Source organism: Lysobacter ciconiae, from assembly GCF_015209725.1.
Classification (GTDB): domain Bacteria; phylum Pseudomonadota; class Gammaproteobacteria; order Xanthomonadales; family Xanthomonadaceae; genus Novilysobacter; species Novilysobacter ciconiae.
The window spans coordinates 2745506-2765023 of record NZ_CP063656.1 but is presented as its reverse complement, the minus strand read 5'-3'; the positions used below and the strand labels follow the sequence as shown (position 1 = coordinate 2765023).

Sequence of the window (19518 nt, the reverse complement as noted above, 5' to 3'; positions counted from 1 at the left end):
CGCGACCTCCACCGGTGCGTGCGGCCGCGAGCCGCTACCAGTTACCGGCCACCGGCAGTGCGGCAGGCGGCCCTACTGGGCCTTGATCGCCATCGCCGACACGCCGCTGCTGGCGAGCTTGCGCTTGGCATCGGCCAGATCGCCGGCGCTGCCGTAGGGCCCCATGCGCACGCGATAGACGGTGTTGCCGTTGATCTGCGCCGGCTCCACGCGGGCGCTCAGGCCCATCATTGCCAGCTGCGCCTTCAGCTCCTCCGCCTGGCCGGAGGCCTGGAAGGCGCCGGCCTGCAGCAGGTAACGGCTGCCATCGGCGGCAGCGGCGACGGGCCTGGGCTCTGCCGCCGCGGCCGCGGGCGTGGCCGCCGGGCTTGTTGTCGCGGCGGTGCTGGCCGCTGGCGTGGTTGGCGTCGGCGCCGTAGTCGTCGGCTCTTCGCTTACCGGCGTCGGCAGCGCCGGATCGGCCGCGTCCGGATTGCGGGCGACCGCTGCCGCCGGCGTCTCGCCGCGCAACGCGGCCGCAGCGCGCAGGGCTTCCGCGCGCTGCTCTTCGGCGCGCTCGGTAGCGGCCAGCTCGGCGTCGCTGACGGCGACTTCCTTCCCGGGAAGCAGGGTGTAGAAATCGTATTTGGGCCCGTCGCTGGCGGGCGGCTTGCCGGTGGGGCCTGGACCCACCACGCTGTCGTCCACCGCAACCGGGGCCGGCTGCGCGTCGGGATTGGGCTGCGGCCGGAAGAAGCCATCGCCGTCGGACTTGAGCACCTTGGGCAGCAGCAGGATCGCCACGATGGTGATCAGGATGCCCAGGATCATCCATGCCCAGCCGGGCATGCCGCTGTTGCCCTGATTGCGTCGCGCCTGTGATTTACCGCGTCGTGCTGCCACTTACATCACCTCGGGGGCGCTTACGCCCAGCAATTCCAGACCGTTGGCCAGCACCTGTCGGGTCGCCATCGCCAGCACCAGACGGGCGTGGCGCTGGTCGGCATCATCCACCAGGAACTGATGGTCGTTGTAATACGACTGGAAGACTTGCGCCAGTTCCAGCAAATAGGCGGCGACCTGGTGCGGCTCCAGGTCGCGCCCCGCGGTCTCCACCACATCGGGGTAGCGCAGGATCGTCGTCACCAGCTCGTGGGTCGCGGCGTCGTCTTCCAAGCCCAGCTGCAGGCCGGCGTCGCGGTCGAACGACAGGCCGCGCTCATCCAGCTGGCGCATCAACCCGCACATCCGCGCGTGCGAGACCTGGACGTAATACACCGGGTTGTCGAGCGACTGGCTGCGGGCCAGGTCGATGTCGAAGGTCAGCTGCGAGTCGGGCTTGCGCGCGACGAGGAACCAGCGGGTGGCGTCGCGTCCGGCCTCGTCGACCAGATCGCGCAGGGTGAGGTAACTGCCGGCGCGCTTGGACAGCTTCACCTCCTCGCCGCCGCGCATGACCGTCACCATCTGGTGCAGGACGTACTCGGGCCAGCCCTGCGGGATGCCGGCATCGAGTGCCTGCAGGCCAGCGCGCACGCGGGCCAGCGAACCGTGGTGGTCGGCGCCCAGCTCGGTGATCGCGCGCTGGTAGCCGCGCTGCCATTTGCTCAGGTGGTAGGCGACATCGGGCACGAAGTAGGTGTAGGTGCCGTCGGACTTGCGCATCACGCGGTCCTTGTCGTCACCAAAAGCGGTGGTCCGCAGCCACAGCGCGCCGCCGTCCTCGTAGGTGTGGCCGTTCGCGGTGAGCGCGGCGACCGTCTCCTCCACCTTGCCTTGCGTATACAGCGAGCTCTCCAGGAAATAGACGTCAAAGCCGACGCCGTAGGCGGCCAGGTCGCTGTTCTGCTCGCGCCGCAGCCAGGCGACGGCGAAGCGGCGGATCGCGTCGAGATTGTCGGCATCGCGGGCGCCGGTAAGCGTCTCGCCGTCGAGCTCGACGCTCGCGCCGTCCAGGTAGGCCTGGGCCACGTCGGCGATGTAGTCGCCACGATAGCCGTTCTCGGGCCACGCCGGATCATCGGTGCCGATGCCGCGGGCACGCGCCTGCACCGACAGGGCGAGGTTCTCGATCTGCACGCCGGCATCGTTGTAGTAGTACTCGCGCGCCACTTCCCAGCCGTTGGCGTCGAGCACGCGGGCGATGCAGTCGCCGATCACCGCCGCGCGGCCGTGGCCGACATGCAGCGGACCGGTCGGGTTGGCGGAGACGTACTCCACGCCGGCGCACCGGCCCTGGCCGGTGAGGTTGCGGCCGTAGCGGGCGCCCTGGGCGAACACCTCGCCCAGCTGCCGGCGCCAGGCGGCCTCGTCGATGTGGAAGTTGATGAAGCCCGGACCGGCGATCTCGACCTTGCCGATATCGGCATTGGCCGGCAGGGCGTCGACGATCGACTGGGCGATCGCGCGCGGATTGGAGCGCGCCGGCTTGGCCAGCAGCATCGCGGCGTTGGTCGAGAAGTCACCCTGCACGCGCGCCTTCGGTCGCTCGATGACGAAATCGGGCGTCGGCAGATCTGCGGGCAGGGTGCCGGCGGCGCGCAGGGCGTCGATGGCGTGCGCGATCAGGGCGTGCAGGGTGGCTTTCACGGAAACTCGACGGTGCGGCGGAACCGGCCATTTTACCCGGTTCGCCACGGCGCGTCCGGACGGTCTGGCGAGGCTTGAAGCGATGGAGGGGAGGTCGGTGCGGGGGGCCGGTGCCCGTGGTTTATTGCCGTATCCGCGGCGGGGGCCCGCGGCCACAGGTCAGGGGCTGGAGGCGCAGGGCGGCGTCGCGGTGCATTCGCCGTCGCAGCCGCCGATAATGGCCCACTCTCCGCCTGGCCTCGGGTCGTCGTGCGGGACCTGCAAGAGCCGGCGATGACAGCGAGCGATTTCCCCGATTACCCCTTCACGCCAGCCCGGTTCGAGGTCCGCCCGGGCATCGCGATGAGCTATCTGGACGAAGGCCCGCGCGACGGCGAGGTGGTGGTCATGCTGCACGGCAACCCGTCGTGGAGCTTCTACTGGCGGCACCTGGTGCGCGGCCTGTCGGACCGCTACCGCTGCATCGTGCCGGACCACGTCGGCATGGGCCTGTCGGATCGGCCGGACGACGGGCCGGATGCCTCGCCGCGCTACGACTACACCCTGCAGTCGCGGGTGGAGGACGTTGGCGCGCTGTTGCGACACCTGGCCATCACTGGACCGGTGACGCTGGCGGTGCACGACTGGGGCGGCATGATCGGCTTCGGCTGGGCCCTGACTCACGCTGACCAGGTCAAACGGCTGGTGGTGCTCAACACTGCCGCGTTCCCGCTGCCGGCCGCCAAACGGATGCCGAAGCGGCTGAGTTTCGGTCGCGATTCGCGCATCGGCGGCTACCTGATCCGCCGCTTCAACCTGTTCGCCCGCGGCGCGGCGTGGATGGGCACCAGGCGCTCGTTACCGGCCGACGTGCGCCGCGGCTACATCGCGCCCTACACCGGCTGGAAGAACGCCATCAGCACCCTGCGCTTCATGCAGGACATCCCGCTGGGCGAGGGCGACCGGGCCTGGCCGCTGGTCGCCGAGGCCGGACGCCGCCTGCCGGAGTTCGCCGACCGTCCAGTATTCCTGGGCTGGGGCCTGAGGGATTTCGTGTTCGACCGCCACTTCCTCAAGGGCTTCACCGACGCGCTTCCTGACGCGGAGGTGCACGCCTTCGCGGACGCCGACCACTACGTGCTGGAAGACCGCCACGAAGTGCTGGTGCCGGCGATCCGCGAGTTCCTGGATGGGAATACCGTGGACAAACATCGCCTGGACGGCCATCCCTTGCCCCGTGACTGAGCCGGCCAACATCGCCGACGCGCTGCCACGGCTGGCGGCGCAGCATCCGGATCGGATCGCGATGCGCTGCCCCGGCACGCGCCGGCGCGACGGCCGGGCGAGTTACGACCTCAGCCTGACGTATGCCCAGCTGGACGCGCGCAGCAACGCGATCGCCGCGGGACTGGCGCTGCGCGGGGTCGGCCACGGCAGCCGCGTGGTGGTGATGGTGCGGCCGTCGCCGGAATTCTTCTTGCTGATGTTCGCGCTGTTCAAGGCCGGCGCCGTGCCGGTACTGGTCGATCCGGGCATCGACCGCCGCGCATTGCGCCAATGCCTGGACGAGGCGCAGCCGGATGCCTTCATCGGCATCGGCCTGGCGCAGGTTGCGCGCCGCCTGCTGGGCTGGGCGAAGTCCGCTCGGCTGGCGATCACCACCGCCGCGCGTCCGTGGCTGAGCGATGCGACGCTCGCGCAGGTCGAGCAAGACGGGGCCCGGGCAATCGCGACCGGTGATGCGGTTTCGCCAGCCGCGACAGACGCCGACGACCTCGCCGCGATCCTCTTCACCAGCGGTTCCACCGGCGTGCCCAAGGGCGTGGTCTACCGGCATCGGCACTTCCTCGCCCAGGTGGCGATGCTGCGCGACGCGTTCGGCATCGTCCCCGGCGGGGTGAACCTGCCGACCTTCCCGCCGTTTGCCCTGTTCGACCCGGCGCTGGGGGTGACCTCGATCATTCCCGACATGGATCCGACCCGGCCTGCCGAGGCCGACCCGCGCAAGCTGCACGATGCGATCGACCGGTTCGGCGTGGACCAGCTGTTTGGATCCCCGGCGCTGATGGCGGTGCTGGCGCGCCACGGCGAGCCCCTGCCGACACTGAAACGGGTGATGTCAGCCGGTGCGCCGGTGCCGGCCGATGCGGTGGCGACACTGCGCCGGTTGTTGCCCGATGACGCGCGGTTCTGGACGCCGTACGGCGCGACCGAATGCCTGCCGGTGGCGATGATCGAGGGCCGTGAGCTGCAGGCCACGCGCGAGGCGACCGAGGCCGGGGCGGGCACCTGCGTTGGGCGGCCGACCGCGCCCAACGTGGTGCGCATCATCGCGATCACCGACGCGCCGATCGCCGAGTGGTCCGACGCGCTGTGCCTGCCCGACGGCGAGGTCGGCGAGATCACGGTTACCGGACCGACCGCGACCGACACCTATTTCAACCGCGACGCGCAGACGCGGGCTGCGAAGATCCGCGAGCGTGTGGGCAGCACAGGTGCCCGGGTCCACGCGTCGGATGCGGTCTACCTGGACAACGCCATCCCCGGAAGCGTTCGGAGTGGGAATGACGAGCGCATCGTCCACCGCATGGGCGATCTGGGCTATCTCGATGCGCAGGGCCGGCTGTGGTTCTGCGGTCGCAAGTCGCACCGGGTGGAGAGCGCCGCCGGCCCGCTGTACACCGAGCAGGTGGAGCCGGTGTTCAACACGCATCCGCAGGTGCGGCGGACGGCGCTGGTCGGCGTCGGTGCCGTCGGTGCGCAGCAGCCGGTGCTGTGTGTGGAACTGGAGGCGGGCGTGCGCCGGAACGAATGGCCCGCCATCGAGCAGGACCTGCGCGGGATCGCGAACATGCATCCGTCGGTCACGATCGATCGCTTTGCCCTGCACCCGGGATTCCCGGTCGACATCCGCCACAACGCCAAGATCGGACGCGAGAAGCTGGCCGTTTGGGCGGCAGCCACGAAGCAGTGACCCGACGCCGTTAAACGTCGCGGCACACCGGGTCGTGGTCGTTCGCCGCAGTCGCCGTCGAGGTTGGTGACAGCCCTGCACGCAACTGCTGCGCCCCTCGCCTCCGCCGCCCGCTAGCGGCCGCGAGAGGCGTAACGGGTCGCGCAATCGGCGCCAGAACCAGCGCTTACGCGCCCTCAGACCGACAGATGCTCGATCGCCGCCACGCTGCCAAGACGGTCGCTGAGGCGGCGCAGCAGGGCGAGGCGGTTGCTGCGCACCGCCGGGTCGTCGGCGTTGACCATCACCTGCTCGAAGAAGGCATCCACCTGTGGGCGCAACCGCGCCAGGCGCCCGAGCACCGCGACGTAGTCGCCCGCGTCCAGCAGCGGGTCGGTGTCGGCGATGGCGGCATCGATCGCATCGGCCAGCTCGCGCTCGGCGGGTTCGGCGAACAACGCGGCATCGACGGTATCGGGTACCACGCCGTCGGCCTTGCGCAGGATGTTGCGGCTGCGCTTGTTGGCCGCGGCGAGCGCCGCCGCTTCGGGCAGGGTGGCGAACTCGCCGATCGCGGCGAGGCGGCGGCCGAAGTCGGGCAGCGAGTCGTGGGCGACATGGCTCACCGCCTCGAACTGCTGCGGCGACACGCCGCGGTCGGCGTAATAGCCACGCAGGCGGTCGTAGACGAAGGCGGTGATATCGAAGGCGCCGATGTCGGGATGCTGGACCGGCTGCGCGGCGAGCGCGCGCTCCACCAGGTCGTGCAGCAACAGCTCGTGCCCGCCTTCGAGCAGCGTGCGCGCAAGGCCCAGCGCATTGCGGCGCAGCGCGAAGGGGTCCTTGTTGCCGGTCGGCTTCAGGCCCGCGGCAAAGCCGCCGGCAAGCGTATCCAGCCGTTCGGCGATCGCCAGCACCTGGCCCAGCGGCGAGGGCGCGATGGCGTCGCCGGACACGCGCGGCAGGTAGGCCTCGTCGATCGCGTTGGCGACCGCCTCCGGCTCGTTCTCGACCGCGGCGTAGTAGCGCCCGGCGATGCCCTGCAGCTCCGGAAACTCGCCCACCATCAGCGATTGCAGGTCGGCCTTGGACAGCTCGGCGGCGCGTCGCGCCTGCACCGGATCGGCGCCGATCTGGCCGGCGATCGCCTCGGCCAGCGCGGCGACGCGGGCGACCTTGTCGGCCATGCTGCCCAGCTTGTTCTGGTAGGTGACCTGGGCCAGCCCCTCGACCATCGATGCCAGCCCCTGCTTCATGTCTTCCACGAAGAAGAACTTCGCATCGCTGAAGCGTGGCCGGATCACCCGCTCGTAGCCCTTGCGCACCTGCTCCACATCGGTGCTCTCGATGTTGGCGATGCCGACGAAGTGCTCGCTCAGCTTGCCGTCCTCGCCCAGCACGGGGAAGAACTTTTGGTTGGTTTCCATGGTCGCGATCAGGGCCTCGGCCGGGATCGCGAGGAATTCGGTTTCAAACCCGCAGGTCACCGCGCTGGGCCATTCCACCAGCCCGTTGACCTCTTCCAGGATGCCCGGATCGATCCGCGCCTCGCCGCCGCACGCGCTCGCTGCCGCCCGCACCTGCTGCACGATCCGCTCGCGGCGCTCGTCGGCATCCACCAGCACCTTCGCGGCCCGCAGCGATTCCACGTAATCGTCCGGCGCGGTGAACCACACCGGCTTGTCGTGCATGAAGCGGTGGCCGCGGCTCATGCGGTCGCTGCGCACGCCCAGCAGCTCGATCTCGACCACCTCGCTGCCCAGCAGCGCGACCAGCCAATGCACCGGCCGGGCGAAGCTGTAGTCGTGATCGCCCCAGCGCATCGGCTTGGGGATCGGCATGGCCGCCAGCGCGTCGCGGACAATGTCGCCCAGCAGATCCGCGGTGCGCGCGCCGGGCTTTACCGACCGGTGGACGAAACGTTCGCCCTTGTTGTCGGTGGTCTTCTCCAGCGCGGTCCATTCGACGCCGGCCTTGGCCGCGAAGCCCTGCAGCGCGCGGGTCGGCTGGCCTTCGCCGTCGAGGGCGATGTTGAGGTAGGGGCCCATCACCTCGGCCGACTGCTCGGGCTGCTCGCTGGCTACGCCTGGCAGCAATACGGCGAGGCGACGCGGTGTGTACAGCGGCTTGGCCTCGTCGCGCTCGAAGGCGATGCCGCGCTTGGCGAGCCCCTCGATCACGCCGCCAAAAAAAGCGCGCGCCAGGCCCGGCAGCGCCTTGACCGGCAGTTCTTCAGTGCCCAGTTCAATCAGCAGGGGCTGCATGGTGTTCATGGAATGTCCTTGCGTACGGCGATCAGATCGTCACGACCCCTTGCATCAAGATTGCGCGGAGCAGGGCGCGCGCTGTTTTTCAACAGCAGCAGAACGCCGGCGACCGGGGGCAGGAACCAGCCGAAAAAAAGCCAAAGCCACGGATTGCGATGGGTGGTCTGGGCCCAGTAAGCGGTAAAGACCCCGAACAGGAAGCCGCCAAAGACAAACTCGGTGGTGGTGTCCATCACACGGCCTCCGAAGGGACCGAAGTGGAAGCATTCCGGACACCCGGAAAGCCGAGCTTCTCGCGCTGGGCGAAGTACGCCTCCGCGACGGCGTGGGAGATTTTGCGCACCCGCAGGATGTAGCGCTGGCGCTCGGTCACCGAGATCGCGCGGCGCGCGTCCAGCAGGTTGAAGCAGTGGCTGGCTTTCATCACCTGCTCGTAGGCCGGCAGGGGCAGGTTGAGTTCGACCATCGCCAGCGCCTCGGCCTCGCACTCGTCGAACCGGCGCAGCAGCACCTCCACGTTGGCGTGCTCGAAGTTGTAGGTGCTCTGCTCGACCTCGTTCTGGTGGTAGACATCGCGGTAGGTGACCGGATGGCCGTCCGGGCCATGGGTCCAGACCAGGTCGAACACGTTGTCCACGCCCTGGAGGTACATGCACAGGCGCTCCAGGCCGTAGGTGATCTCGCCCAGCACCGGCCGGCACTCCATCCCGCCGGCCTGCTGGAAGTAGGTGAACTGGGTCACTTCCATGCCGTTGAGCCAGACCTCCCAGCCCAGGCCCCAAGCGCCGAGGGTCGGTGATTCCCAGTTGTCCTCGACCAGGCGCAGGTCGTGCACCAGCGGATCCACGCCGAGCGACTTGAGCGAGTCGAAATACAGCTCGACGATGTTGTCCGGGCTCGGCTTCATCGCTACCTGGTACTGGTAATAGCGCTGCAGGCGGTTGGGGTTGTCGCCGTAGCGACCGTCGGTGGGACGCCGGCAGGGCTGCACGTAGGCGGCGTTCCATGGCTCCGGTCCGATTGCGCGCAGGAAGGTCGCCGGGTGGAAGGTGCCCGCGCCCACCTCCAGGTCCAGCGGCTGGATCAGCACGCAACCCTGGTTGGCCCAGAACTCGTTCAGGCGCTGGATCAGCTGCTGGAAGGTCGGCGGAGCCGGGGTGCCGGGAGCGGTCTTCGACATGCTGGAGAGGCCGTGGGAACAAAGCACGGTAGTATACGTGCGGCCCTGCGAGGGCCGCTTTTTCACACCGGCCTGTCGCCCCCGCGCGGTGGGCCGCACCTGACTGGAACCCTGCCGTTGACTGCTCCCTTCCTGATCATCGAGACCGGCCAGCCGGTCGCCTCGATGCGCCGCCACGGCGGTTTCCCGCACTGGATCCGCGTGGCCAGCGGGCTGCCGCGCGAGCGCGTGGTGTCGATCAACGTGGAAGCCGGTGAAAGCCTGCCGACCGCCGCGGGCTTCGCCGGGGTGATCGTGACCGGCTCGGGCGCGATGGTCACCGAGCGCCGCGACTGGAGCGAAGCCACCGCGGCCTGGCTGGCCGACGCGGCGCGTGCGGGTTTGCCGATTTTCGGCATCTGCTACGGGCACCAGCTGCTGGCGCATGCGCTGGGCGGTGTGGTGGGCGACAACCCGGCCGGGCGGGAAATGGGCACCTTCGAGATGGAACTGCTGCCGCCGGCGGCCGATGATGTCCTGCTTGGCCCCATGCCGGAGCGCTTCGCGGTGCAACTGACCCATCAGCAGAGCGTCCTGAAGGTGCCGGAGGGCGCCGTCGTGCTGGCGCGCTCCGCGCTGGACCCGGTCCAGGCATTCCGCTGGGGCGACAATGCGTGGGGCGTGCAGTTCCACCCCGAGTTCAGCGCCACCCACATGCGCGGCTACATCCAGGCGCGCAAGGTTGCGTTGCAGCGCGAGGGACTGGATCCTGCAGCGATGGTGGCCCAGGTCGCCGCCACGCCGGAGGGGCGGCGGGTGATGCGCCGGTTCGTGCACCATGCCACCGGGCTGGCGCGCACGAACGGTTGAAAACACGGACTCAGGCGGCGCGCGGGCGGGGAACCAACAGCAGGCGCGACACGGCGCCGCAGGTGCGGCCACGGATCAGCGGTATCAGGGAGATGAGCGGGATGAACGAGATTCGCAAAGTGCCCAAGGGCGCCGGGGCCGAGTGGTTGCTCGGCGGCATTGCCTTGCTGCGCAGGGCGCCTTTGACGCTGGGACTGCTGGGCCTGATCTGGGGCGGCCTCTCGGCGCTGGGCTCGCTGGGCGGGCAGGTGTGGCTGAGCGCGCTGATGGCGGTGGCCGGGCCGATCCTGTTTGCCGGAATCATCTATGCCGCGCGCGAGGTGGACCGTGGCCTGCCGGCCAGCCCGCGACACCTGCTGCAGGGCGTGCGCGACGGCAAGGCGCCGCGCCTGCTGGCGATGCTGCTGCCGCAGCTTGTGGCCATGGTCGTTCTGGTGATCCTGCTGGTGGCGATGGTGGGGCCGGAGCAGCTGCAGCGCCTTTCCACGGTGATGATCGAGCTGCAGACCAATCCCGACCCGGCCTTGGTGGAGTCCCTGCCGCTGGGCGCACTGTTCGGCTGGATGGTGGCGGCGATGGTCGTCGGCGTCGTCGCCGGGTTTTTCACCTTCGTGGCGATTCCGGAGATCATCTTCACCCCGCGCACGGCCTTCGCGGCGATGCAGCTGAGCCTGCGTGCCTGCCTGCGCAACCTGGGCGCGCTGCTGGTCATGCTGGTGCTGCTGGTGATCGGCATGATCGCGCTCAGCCTCGCCCTGCAGCTGGTGGGCGCGCTGCTGGCCTTCGCGATCGGCGCCCATGCGTCGATGTTCGCCGTGCAACTGCTGCTGATGGCGATCCTGCTGCCGGTGCTGGGCGGCGCGGTGTATCTTGCGTGGCGCCAGATGGTGGGCGACGCGCCGGTGACTGAAACGGTCGCGGGCGGCTTCGAGGCCTGACCGCGGCGCGCGAGCTCTCGGGGGAGAGCGTTTACGGCCCTGCGTCGCGGGGTTTCCAGGGATCAATCAAGGGGAGAGAAAAACGATGAGCACTCGTGCAATGGGGCCCATGGCCGGTCTCGGCTGGCTGACGCGCGCAATCAATGTCGGCCGCAACGGTCCGGGCGCGGTTTTCGGCGGTGCCGCGCTGATGACGGTGGTCGTGCTCGCGGCGGTGTTCGCGGGTGTCGCCTTGCAGTTCGCCCTGGCGGCGACGATGGGAGACGGGCTCACCGGCATGATGCTGGGCACCGCCGTGATGAGCGTGCTGGTGATCGTGGTCATGGCGATGATGGTGGTCGGTTTCCTGCGCCTGCTGGACAGGGTGGAAAGTGGCAGCGGCGCGCGCGCCACCGATGTGTTCGCCGGTTTCGGTGACTTCGCCACGTCCCTGCGCACGATCGGCCTGATGGTGATGCTGGCGGTGCTGCAGAACGTGATCCTGATCGCCGTGCTGATGACCTTCGCCGGCGGATTCGTGCAGTGGTATCTGCAGATGCTGCAGTCCTCGATGGCCGGCGGCGGCGACCCGGCGATGCTGGACCAGCTGCCGGCGGGCATGGGCATCGCCAGCGTGGCGATGCTGGTGGTCGGGCTGGTGTCCTACGGCGTGCAGGCGATCGCGCTGGGCCAGGTAGTGCTGCGCGGGCGCGGGGTGTTTTCCGCACTCGGCGACGGAGTCGTGGGCACGTTCAAGAACCTGCTCCCGCTGTTGGTGTTCGTGATCGCCGCCATCGTGGCGATGATCCTGGTATCCATCGCGGTCCTCCTGCTGGCCATGCTGATCGGCGTGCTGGCCAAGTTTGCCGGCGCCTGGCTGGCGGTCGTGCTGGCGATCCCGCTGTACGTAGCGGGCATGCTGGCGATGTACGTGGTCATGTTCGGCGCGATGTATCACCTGTGGCGCGATGTCTGCGGTGGCGGCGCGGCTGCTGTCACGGCTCCGGTGGCCACCGACGGCATCGCCGCCTGAGGACACGCAATCACGCCCCGGGCGGCATGCGCCTCCGGGGCATCACCGCAGCGATTGTTCGAGCGCGCCTTGCATGGTGGCCATCGCGTTTGCCATCCACCAGACGCCCAGCGCCATGGCAAGGGTACCGACGAGCGCCAGCCAGGCGACCGCCCAGGCCGGCATCCGCGGCCGCGCAGCCCATAGCCGGGTTCCGCTGAGGCGATCGGGCAGGGTCTGGTGCAGCGGCGGGACGGCGGCCATCAGGTGGCCGATGTTGAGGGTCAACCACGACGCGACGCCGGCGACATGCCGCAGCAGCGCGCGGCCCGGGCTCAGCCGGTGCCGCCGGGCATCGGTGACCTGCAGGCCCAGCAATCGTTGCCCTGGCGTGGCCTGCCTCGGCCCGGCTTCCAATGCGATGTGGTAGATCGCCGACACCACGAACAAAGTCGCCGCTGGTGGCCATCCCAGCGCCCACAACGCGTGCTCCAGCTCGGCGGTCGACGCCCTGATCGACGGGTCCTGCATCACGGTCAGTGCCAAGGCCGGCAGCGGCACGCCCTCGATGATCGCCCGGCCCATGGCATTGCCGCAGGCTTCCAGCAGTGCGTTCATCTGCTGTGCAAACGCTGCAGCGCGACCGGAGACAAGCGGCCAGGCCGGCAGCAGTGACAGCGGTCCGAGCACGACGGCATCCAGTGTCCACGCGGCGCTGCGCTGCCACAGCCCGGCCGGTTGGATCGACACGGTCATTCCGCGTCGCTGGCGGCCGCCGTCCTGTCCCCGCGCACCAGCCAGCGCGAGGCGATGATGCCGACCTCGTAGAGGGCGCACATCGGCGCGGCCAGCATCAGCTGGGAGACCACGTCGGGCGGCGTGATGACCGCCGCCAGGACGAAGATCCCGACCACCGCATAGCCGCGCGATTCCTTCAACTGGTCGGGTGTGACCCAGCCCAGCAAGGCCGCGATGACCATCGCCACGGGCAACTCGAAGCTGGCACCGAAGGCCAGGAAGATCACCAGCACGAAGTCCAGGTAGGCGCTGATGTCGGTCATCATCGCCACGCCTTCAGGCGCGATCTTGGTCAGGAAACCGAACACCGCTGGCAGCACCAGGAAAAACGCGAACGCGCAGCCGGCGTAGAACAGTGCCACCGAGGAGGCCAGCAGCGGCACGGCCAGGCGCTTCTCGCGCTGGTACAGGCCGGGCGCGACGAACGCCCAGGCCTGGTACAGCAGCCATGGCATCGAGATCATCAGGGCGGCGAAGAAGGCCAGCTTCAACGGCGCGAAAAAGGGGCTGGCGACCTCGACCGCGATCAATTGCCCGCCCGGCGGCAGCTTGGCCAGCAATGGCGCGGCCAGCGCGGCGTAGAGCTTGTTGCCGAACGGCAGCAGCAACAACAGCACGGCGAGGAGACCGGTCACCGCGCGCAGCACGCGGCCGCGCAGTTCGATCAGATGGTCGATCAGTCGGGGCGCGGCCTCGGTATCGTTGTCCATCGGTTCGCGCGGCTCGCGCGCGTCGTCTGCCGGGTTCGGGCTCATGGTTGCGGATCCGGTGTGCCCGCGCCCGCGCCCGCGACCGGTTCGGCCGGGCCGGCGTCAGGGGTATCGCCCCGAATTGCGTCGCCGTCCTGCTCCGCCGCGTCGTGCCCCAGCGCAGGCGCCGCAGCGGTGGCCGCGGCACGCGTGACCGGAGCCACCGCGTCCTTCACCGACTTTTCGGCGTGCTTCACCGACTTCTCGATGCCTTGGCCTTCGCGGCGCAGGTCATCGTGCAGATCGCGGCCCTGGTTTTTCAGCTCCGTGCCCAGCTCGCGCAGTTCGTCACGGGTCCGGGCCAGACTCTTTTTCAGCTCATCGTCGGCCAGCTCGCGCTCCAGTTCGGACTTGACCGAGTACCACTGCGCGCGCGCGCGCCGCACCCACAGCCCCGTGAAGCGCGCCGCGCGAGGCAGCCGCTCGGGACCGAGCACCATCAGGGCGACGATCGCGACGACAAAAAGCTCGGAAAAACCGATGTCAAACATGGCAGGCCGCCGGGGTACACGCCCCGATCAGGGCAGTCCGCTAGCGCGGGATCTGCTCGTCGTCGCGCGCATCGCGCACGTCGGCCGGGCGGCGGGTGGACGGCTCTTCGCGGCGGGCGTCGTCGCCAAGGCGGGCCGGCGGGCGGTCGGCATCGAGATCGTCATCGTCGTGCACGCCCTTCTTGAAGCCCTTCACCGCCTCGCCCAGGTCCTTGCCGACGTTTTTCAGGCGCTTGGTGCCAAACACCAGCACCACGATCAACAGCACGACTACCCAGTGCCCAATACTCATACTACCCATCGACGTGTCCGCAGAAAAACCAGAGGTTCCAGAATACCCGCAATCACCGGCCACTGCCGGCGGGCGCGGCCGTTCAGCCGTTGGGCGGCAGCGGTTCGGTGTGGATTGCCGGCGGTTGCGGGCTGTCCACGGTTTCGAAGGGCTGCGGCTGCGGGCGGTTGGTGTCGTAGGTCGTGTCGCGAGGCGCGTTCAGCGGCGCGTTGGTAACCGGCGCGGTCGAGGTGCCCGCGGCGGGCGCATTGACCGTTGCCGCCGGCGATCCATAGGCAACGGGTGCGGCCGGGGCCGGCTGCTGCCTGCGCGCGGCGCGGGCGGTTGCCGTCGCTTCCTCGAGCTGGTCGCGGAAAGCCACCACCGCGTCGGAGGCGCGCTGGCCGGCGCGGTCCTCGAAGATCATCCGCGGCGTGGTGCCGCCGCCGTAAACGCTCTGGTTGGCGGCGTCATCGATGCTGAGCACCGCGCCGTCCAGGGCAACGCCGGCGAACAGGCCGCGCGCGCGCGACCACGACCAGATTTCCGCCTTCAGTTGCCCATCGGTGGCCAGCCCGGTGGTGCGGCCGACCGGCCCGGCGGCGACGCTGGCGTCCGCGCCCAGGGTCAGCTTGCCGTTGACGATCGAGTCCAGCCCACGCTGGCTGGTGAACACCAGCACCACGTCGGAGGACTGCACGCCGGCCTGGAAGCCGATGCTGGCGCCGGTGAGCTTGACGAAGGCCGGGTTGGACCAGGTGCCCTGCGGGGTCTTGATCGACACCAGGCCGTGGCCGCGGCGGCCGCCCAGCACCAGGCCGATCTTCAGGGTATCGGGCACGACCACGATGGCCCTGGCCTGGTCGAGCATCGCATCGGGGATGCCGGACTCCGGAATGGCCTGGATTTCATTGAGCACGCGGACCGCGTTGCGGGCGCGCTCGTCCTCGGTTACCCCGGCAACGGCGGGGGCGGCAACGACGAACGCGAGCAGGATCAAGGCAAGACGGGGGACGATCGACATGGAGGACTCCGGAAACGGAACTGCGGATGGAACCCGACGGGTGCCGGCACATCCCCATCGACCGCACGCGGGCGGCGAAGTTCGTACCGGAGCTTTATTCAGGCTAGTGACGCGGCGATGAATCCTGTGGGAACTAACGGCAGCTGGCATCCTATACGGATGACTCAATCCGCTGCCCCCTCCCCCGATACCGCCGTTGTTCTGATCAATCTTGGCACGCCCGACGCGCCCACCGCGGACGCGGTGCGCCGCTACCTGGGCGAGTTCCTGTCCGACCGCCGCGTGGTCGCGTTGCCGCGGCTGTTCTGGCTGCCGTTGCTGCACGGGATCATCCTGCCGCGCCGCTCGCCGAAGGTGGCGCTCAAATACGCCAGCGTGTGGCTGGAAGGCGGATCGCCGTTGGCGGTCTACACCCGCCGCCTGGCCGAAGGCGTCCAGCGCGAAATGCCCGAGGTACTGGTCGTCGACGCGATGCGCTATGGCAACCCCGCGCTGACCAAAGTGCTGGAGGACCTGCGCGGGCGCGGCATCCGCCGGGTGCTCGGACTGCCGCTGTATCCGCAGTACTCGACCACCACCACGGCGACCGTCGGCGACGTGCTCGCGCGCGAGACGGCGATGCAGGTGCGCATGGTCGATGACTACCACGTGGATCCGGGCTGGGTGGCGGCGGTGGCCGACTCGATCCGCGAGCATCGCGCCCGCAACGGCGCCGGCGATCACCTGGTGTTCTCCTTCCACGGCCTGCCCAAGCGGGTCATCCGCAACGGTGATCCGTACCAGCGCCAATCCGAGGCCGGCGCACAGGCGATCGCCAGGGCACTCGAGCTGGAACCCCACCAGTGGACCATCAGCTACCAGTCGCGCTTTGGCGCCGAGCGCTGGCTGGAACCGGCGACGACCACCGCGCTGGCCGCGCTGGGCGAGCGGGGCGTGCAATGCATCGACGTCGTCGCGCCCGGGTTTGCGGCCGACTGCCTGGAGACGCTGGAGGAGATCTCCATGGAGCTGGCGGCCGAGGTCGCCGGACGCGGCGGCACGCTGCGCTACATTCCCTGCCTCAACGATTCGCCGGCGCATGCGCGTGTCATCGCCGGGATTGCGCGGCGCGGCCTGGACGCCTGGCCGATGGCCCAGCCGTGACCCGGCTGCAGGACTTCGTCCTGGATACCCGGCTGGGCCGACTGGCCGGGCTGCGCTCCGCGCCCGCCGGGCGGGCGGTGCCGCGCGTGCTGGCCCTGCACGGCTGGCTGGACAACGCGGCCAGCTTCATCCCGCTGCACCCGTATCTGCCGGGCATCGAGCTGGTCGCACTGGACATGCCCGGCCATGGCGCCAGTGATCATTTTCCCGAGGCCGCCGAATACACCGTCGTCAGCACCGCGCGCTCGGTGTTTGCCGCCGCCGATGCACTGGGCTGGGACGCGTTTTCGCTGCTGGGCCACTCCTTGGGCGGGGCGGTGGCGAGCCTGATGGCGGCGGCCGCGCCGCAGCGCATCCAGCGCCTGGGCACGATCGAGGCACTGGGCGCGCTGTCGGCCGAGCAGGGCCGCCACGTGGAATCCCTGCGCGAGGCATTCGCGCGCCCGGGCGGTCCGCGCAAGCCATTGCGCGTGTTTCCCGATCCGGCCACAGCGGTCCGCGCGCGTTTGCAGGCCGGGGATATCCAGCCCGACGCGGCGCGCCTGCTGGTCGAACGCGGCCTGGTTCCGGTACGCGGCGAGGGCGGCCCGCGCGGTTTCAGCTGGCGCAGCGATCCCCGCCTCACGCGGCCGACGGCCATCCGCATCAGCGAGGAGCAGGTGCGCGAGTTGCTGCGCGCGGTGGAGTGCCCGGTGCGGGTGCTCTACGCCGAACCGGCGCAGGTCTACTTCCCCGAAGAGCAACGCCGGGCGCGCTTCGATTGCCTGCGCGATGCGCAACTGAGCACCATGCCGGGCGGCCATCACCTGCACATGGAGCAGCCGGCGGAGGTCGCGGCGGTGTTCGCGGACTTTTTCAGCGCGGTCTGATCACCGGGCCTGATCAGCGCGGTTCAAGCCACGGTCAGATCAGCGCACTCCGATCGCCATGCTCCAGAGCGCGGCCGGCGTTGCCGATTTACGCCTTGTCGGTCCCTGTGGCAAGCAGCGAGCGCATCGTTGCCTTCAGACGCGAGCCGTGCACTCGCAGATACTCACGCTCCTCGCGCCAATGCGGCATGCGTGTTTCCACCTCGGCCCAGAATGCCGGCGAGTGGTTGGCCTGGCGCAGGTGGCAAAGCTCGTGCACCAGCACGTAGCGGTAGGCCGAAGGCCGGGCGAGCACCAGCGACAGGTCCAGCGCGACGGAGTCGTCAGGTGCCAGCGAGCCCCAGCGCGAGGACATCAGCTTGAAGCGGAACCGGCGCGGTGCGCGCGGCAGTCCGTCCAGGTAGTCCGGCATCCAGCGGGCCAGGTCGGCGCGCGCCTCGCCCTCGTAGAAATCCCGCAATGCCCGGGCCTGCGCCGCCGGTCCGGCCCGCTCGGGCAGCAGGAACACCAGTGCGTCGTCGGGCGCGGACTCGATCCGGGTGAACCGGCCGCGTTCCCAGCGCAATGGACGTTCGGCGTCGCGCAACGGCAGCGTCGCGGAGACATCCCGCAGCAGCGGCGCCGGTACGTCGCGCGTGTGCAGCTCCAGTTGCAGCGCGAGCCACTGCCGGTGCTCGTGGGCGAAGCGCGCCGCCGCACTGGCGCTGGCGCGCGGCGGCAGGGTCAGGCGCACGCCGCGGTCGCTGACGGAGAGCTTGATCCGGCGCGCGCGCGGGTCCCGGCGCCGCTCCACCTCCAGCGACTGGCCGTCGTCCAGGGTGAGCTCGAAGGTGTCGCGTTGCACGGCGCGCCCCGCGGGCGCGCGTTTGGTGCCGACCAGGCCGTGCAGGCGGCGAAGCATGGTGGTGCCTGCGCCCCGCGCCTCAGTCGGCCGCGCTGAGCTTGAAGGCCGACTGCAACACCGCGAACAGGCGCTTGACCTCCCCGCTCATCAGCACGAAGCGCGCTTCCATCTCCGCGCGCACGTCGTCGTGGTCGGTGGACTCCAGCTGGTCCACGGCGCCGTCGAGCAGCTTGAACTTGCGCACGATCAGGTCCTCGCCCAGAACGAAGGACACGTGATCGTCCAGCATCAGCGCCAGGCGGGTCACCTGCTTGCCGGTTTCCAGATGCTTGGCGATCTCGTCGTTGTCCAGCTCCATGCGCTGCACCTTGACCACCGCGCCCTGGTCGGCCGGATCGCGCAGCTCGCACTCATCGCCGATGCTCAGGCCGTCGGGCAGTGGCTCGCCGGCGACCCAGCCGGTCAGGATCGAGCGCGGCGCGATCTCCGGGTTCAGCGGCATGGCCGGGAAGCTGCCCAGCGCGCGGCGGATCTCGGAGGCCACGTTCTCCGCGCTCTTGCGGCTGGAGCTGTCGACGACGAGGATGCCGTGCTCCAGATCCAGCAGGGCATCGGTGCGACTGGGCTTGATGAAGGCCCGCGGCATCAGCTCGGTGATCAGCTCGTCCTTGAGGCGCTTGCGGGTGCGGCCGCCGGGTTTGCGGCCTTCGGTCTGCTCGATCTCCTCCAGCTTGCGGGCCAGCATGTCGTTGACCACGGCACCGGGCAGCAGGCGGTCCTCGCCGCCCACGGTCAGCCAGATCGCGTCGCCCTGGCGTTGCGCGAGCTCCTCGCCATCACGGCCAATGGGCGATACAAAGCCGCGCGATGACAGCTCCAGCGCGCCGACCGGCTTGAGCGCGCACTCCTGCAGGCCGGCGTCCAGGTCATCGAGCTTGGTGGAAGTGGGGAAGCGGAACAGGGTCAGGTTGCGGAAAAACATGCAGACGGAATCCAGGTTGGGGTCGCACAGGACAGGCGCTGCCGGCCGGGCCGCAGCGGTGCGCTTGGGGAAGACGTGCGCTCGTCACCGGTGTGGAAGGCAGCAGACCGGGCCGGGCGGCGTCGTTGGACTCCCATTCTACCGGCACGCCTGATGCGTGCGATCCCCGGTCCGGTTCCGTCTCGGACCGTCGTTGTCGCGCGCCTACGCCGAGTACGGCTCCTGGACCAGACGCTGGGAGATCCACCAGATATTGCCGCGCGGGTCGCGGACACCGCCCTGGCGGTCGCCATACGGCATGTCCGCCACGTCCATCTCGTGGGTCGCGCCCGCTGCGATGGCGCGTGCCATCGCGGCATCGGCGTCCTCGACATAGAGGTAAAACGAGAACGCCATCCCCGGGTAGCGGGCGGTCGCCTCGCTGATCATCACCGTGGCCGTGCCTACCCGCACCTGCGTGTTGGCGATCCGGCCGTCGGCCCGCAGCGAGCGCAGTTCTTCCACGCCACCGAACGCGCTGGTCAGGAAATCGACGAAGCGCTCCGCATCGTCGACGAAGAAATACGGGGTGATGGTGGTGAAGCCCGGGGGTATGTACATGGCCGCCTCACTGGGTCGGGGA

Annotated in this window: 20 protein-coding genes; 7 read left to right on the top strand and 13 right to left on the bottom strand. The window is 69.5% G+C overall.

Going from position 1 to position 19518, the window contains the following annotated elements:
- Positions 1 to 72: 72 nt before the first annotated feature.
- On the bottom strand, positions 73 to 882 hold the full coding sequence (locus tag INQ41_RS12475) for an SPOR domain-containing protein (protein ID WP_193984923.1): 810 nt from the start codon (positions 880 to 882) through the stop codon (positions 73 to 75).
- A complete protein-coding gene (gene argS, locus INQ41_RS12470) occupies positions 883 to 2568 on the bottom strand; it encodes an arginine--tRNA ligase (RefSeq protein WP_193984922.1) in 1686 nt (561 codons plus the stop codon).
- Positions 2569 to 2841: 273 nt separating this feature from the next.
- Between argS and INQ41_RS12465 the strand changes: the two genes are divergently transcribed.
- A complete protein-coding gene (locus tag INQ41_RS12465) occupies positions 2842 to 3792 on the top strand; it encodes an alpha/beta fold hydrolase (protein ID WP_193984920.1) in 951 nt (316 codons plus the stop codon).
- Positions 3785 to 5521 (top strand): fatty acid CoA ligase family protein, encoded by a 1737-nt coding sequence (locus INQ41_RS12460; protein ID WP_193984918.1) that lies wholly within the window; start codon positions 3785 to 3787, stop codon positions 5519 to 5521. Before INQ41_RS12465 ends, INQ41_RS12460 begins: the two co-directional genes overlap by 8 nt.
- Before the next feature lie 176 nt (positions 5522 to 5697).
- On the opposite strand, the gene glyS is transcribed toward INQ41_RS12460, so the two are convergent.
- Genes glyS through glyQ form a run of 3 tightly spaced genes read right to left on the bottom strand, consistent with a single transcriptional unit; the run spans position 5698 to position 8947 of the window.
- The gene (gene glyS / locus INQ41_RS12455; RefSeq protein ID WP_193984916.1) at positions 5698 to 7773 is read right to left on the bottom strand and encodes a glycine--tRNA ligase subunit beta; all 2076 of its coding nucleotides are present in this window, start codon (positions 7771 to 7773) and stop codon (positions 5698 to 5700) included.
- A complete protein-coding gene (locus INQ41_RS12450) occupies positions 7770 to 8000 on the bottom strand; it encodes a hypothetical protein (protein WP_193984914.1) in 231 nt (76 codons plus the stop codon). The genes glyS and INQ41_RS12450 overlap by 4 nt, the downstream gene beginning before the upstream one ends.
- Positions 8000 to 8947, bottom strand: coding sequence for a glycine--tRNA ligase subunit alpha (gene glyQ, locus INQ41_RS12445; RefSeq protein ID WP_193984912.1), 948 nt, complete (start codon positions 8945 to 8947; stop codon positions 8000 to 8002). Before glyQ ends, INQ41_RS12450 begins: the two co-directional genes overlap by 1 nt.
- 165 nt (positions 8948 to 9112) lie before the next feature.
- Here glyQ and INQ41_RS12440 point away from each other — a divergent pair, with 165 nt between their 5' ends.
- The 3 genes from INQ41_RS12440 to INQ41_RS12430 all read left to right on the top strand — a co-directional run bounded on the left by INQ41_RS12440 (position 9113) and on the right by INQ41_RS12430 (position 11746).
- Positions 9113 to 9796, top strand: a complete 684-nt coding sequence (locus INQ41_RS12440) for a glutamine amidotransferase (protein ID WP_248285378.1) — start codon at positions 9113 to 9115, stop codon at positions 9794 to 9796.
- A gap of 101 nt (positions 9797 to 9897) precedes the next feature.
- Positions 9898 to 10734, top strand: a complete 837-nt coding sequence (locus INQ41_RS12435; RefSeq protein ID WP_193984908.1) for a BPSS1780 family membrane protein — start codon at positions 9898 to 9900, stop codon at positions 10732 to 10734.
- Between the two features lie 85 nt (positions 10735 to 10819).
- The gene (locus tag INQ41_RS12430) at positions 10820 to 11746 is read left to right on the top strand and encodes a hypothetical protein (RefSeq protein ID WP_193984906.1); all 927 of its coding nucleotides are present in this window, start codon (positions 10820 to 10822) and stop codon (positions 11744 to 11746) included.
- Between the two features lie 42 nt (positions 11747 to 11788).
- Here the strand turns inward: INQ41_RS12430 and INQ41_RS12425 are convergent, their stop codons facing one another.
- The 5 genes from INQ41_RS12425 to INQ41_RS12405 form a co-directional block, all read right to left on the bottom strand.
- Entirely contained in the window at positions 11789 to 12475 is a 687-nt protein-coding gene (locus INQ41_RS12425; protein ID WP_193984905.1) for an RDD family protein, read from the bottom strand.
- 2 nt (positions 12476 to 12477) lie between these two features.
- Positions 12478 to 13233, bottom strand: coding sequence for a twin-arginine translocase subunit TatC (gene tatC / locus INQ41_RS12420; protein ID WP_193987381.1), 756 nt, complete (start codon positions 13231 to 13233; stop codon positions 12478 to 12480).
- 41 nt (positions 13234 to 13274) lie between these two features.
- On the bottom strand, positions 13275 to 13763 hold the full coding sequence (gene tatB, locus INQ41_RS12415; protein WP_193984903.1) for a Sec-independent protein translocase protein TatB: 489 nt from the start codon (positions 13761 to 13763) through the stop codon (positions 13275 to 13277).
- 40 nt (positions 13764 to 13803) lie between these two features.
- Positions 13804 to 14064 (bottom strand): Sec-independent protein translocase subunit TatA, encoded by a 261-nt coding sequence (gene tatA, locus INQ41_RS12410; RefSeq protein WP_193984901.1) that lies wholly within the window; start codon positions 14062 to 14064, stop codon positions 13804 to 13806.
- Positions 14065 to 14137: 73 nt separating this feature from the next.
- Positions 14138 to 15058, bottom strand: coding sequence for a lipid-binding SYLF domain-containing protein (locus INQ41_RS12405; protein ID WP_193984899.1), 921 nt, complete (start codon positions 15056 to 15058; stop codon positions 14138 to 14140).
- A gap of 159 nt (positions 15059 to 15217) precedes the next feature.
- On the opposite strand from INQ41_RS12405, the gene hemH reads away from it, so the two are divergent.
- Together hemH and INQ41_RS12395 are read left to right on the top strand one after the other, a co-directional pair.
- Entirely contained in the window at positions 15218 to 16201 is a 984-nt protein-coding gene (gene hemH, locus INQ41_RS12400) for a ferrochelatase (protein ID WP_193984897.1), read from the top strand.
- Positions 16198 to 17070 carry an alpha/beta fold hydrolase gene (locus INQ41_RS12395; RefSeq protein ID WP_228076613.1) on the top strand — a complete coding sequence of 291 codons (873 nt, stop codon included), beginning with the start codon at positions 16198 to 16200 and terminating at the stop codon, positions 17068 to 17070. The genes hemH and INQ41_RS12395 overlap by 4 nt, the downstream gene beginning before the upstream one ends.
- Positions 17071 to 17158: 88 nt before the next feature.
- Here INQ41_RS12395 and INQ41_RS12390 read toward each other — a convergent pair whose 3' ends face one another.
- From INQ41_RS12390 to INQ41_RS12380, 3 genes are all read right to left on the bottom strand, one after another.
- Positions 17159 to 17971, bottom strand: coding sequence for a YgjP family zinc-dependent metalloprotease (locus INQ41_RS12390; protein ID WP_193984895.1), 813 nt, complete (start codon positions 17969 to 17971; stop codon positions 17159 to 17161).
- Positions 17972 to 17993: 22 nt separating this feature from the next.
- Positions 17994 to 18896: a recombination-associated protein RdgC gene (locus INQ41_RS12385; protein ID WP_193984893.1), complete on the bottom strand. Its 903-nt coding sequence runs from the start codon at positions 18894 to 18896 to the stop codon at positions 17994 to 17996.
- A 204-nt stretch (positions 18897 to 19100) separates the two neighbouring features.
- Positions 19101 to 19496: a VOC family protein gene (locus tag INQ41_RS12380; protein ID WP_193984891.1), complete on the bottom strand. Its 396-nt coding sequence runs from the start codon at positions 19494 to 19496 to the stop codon at positions 19101 to 19103.
- Between the last annotated feature and the right edge of the window lie 22 nt (positions 19497 to 19518).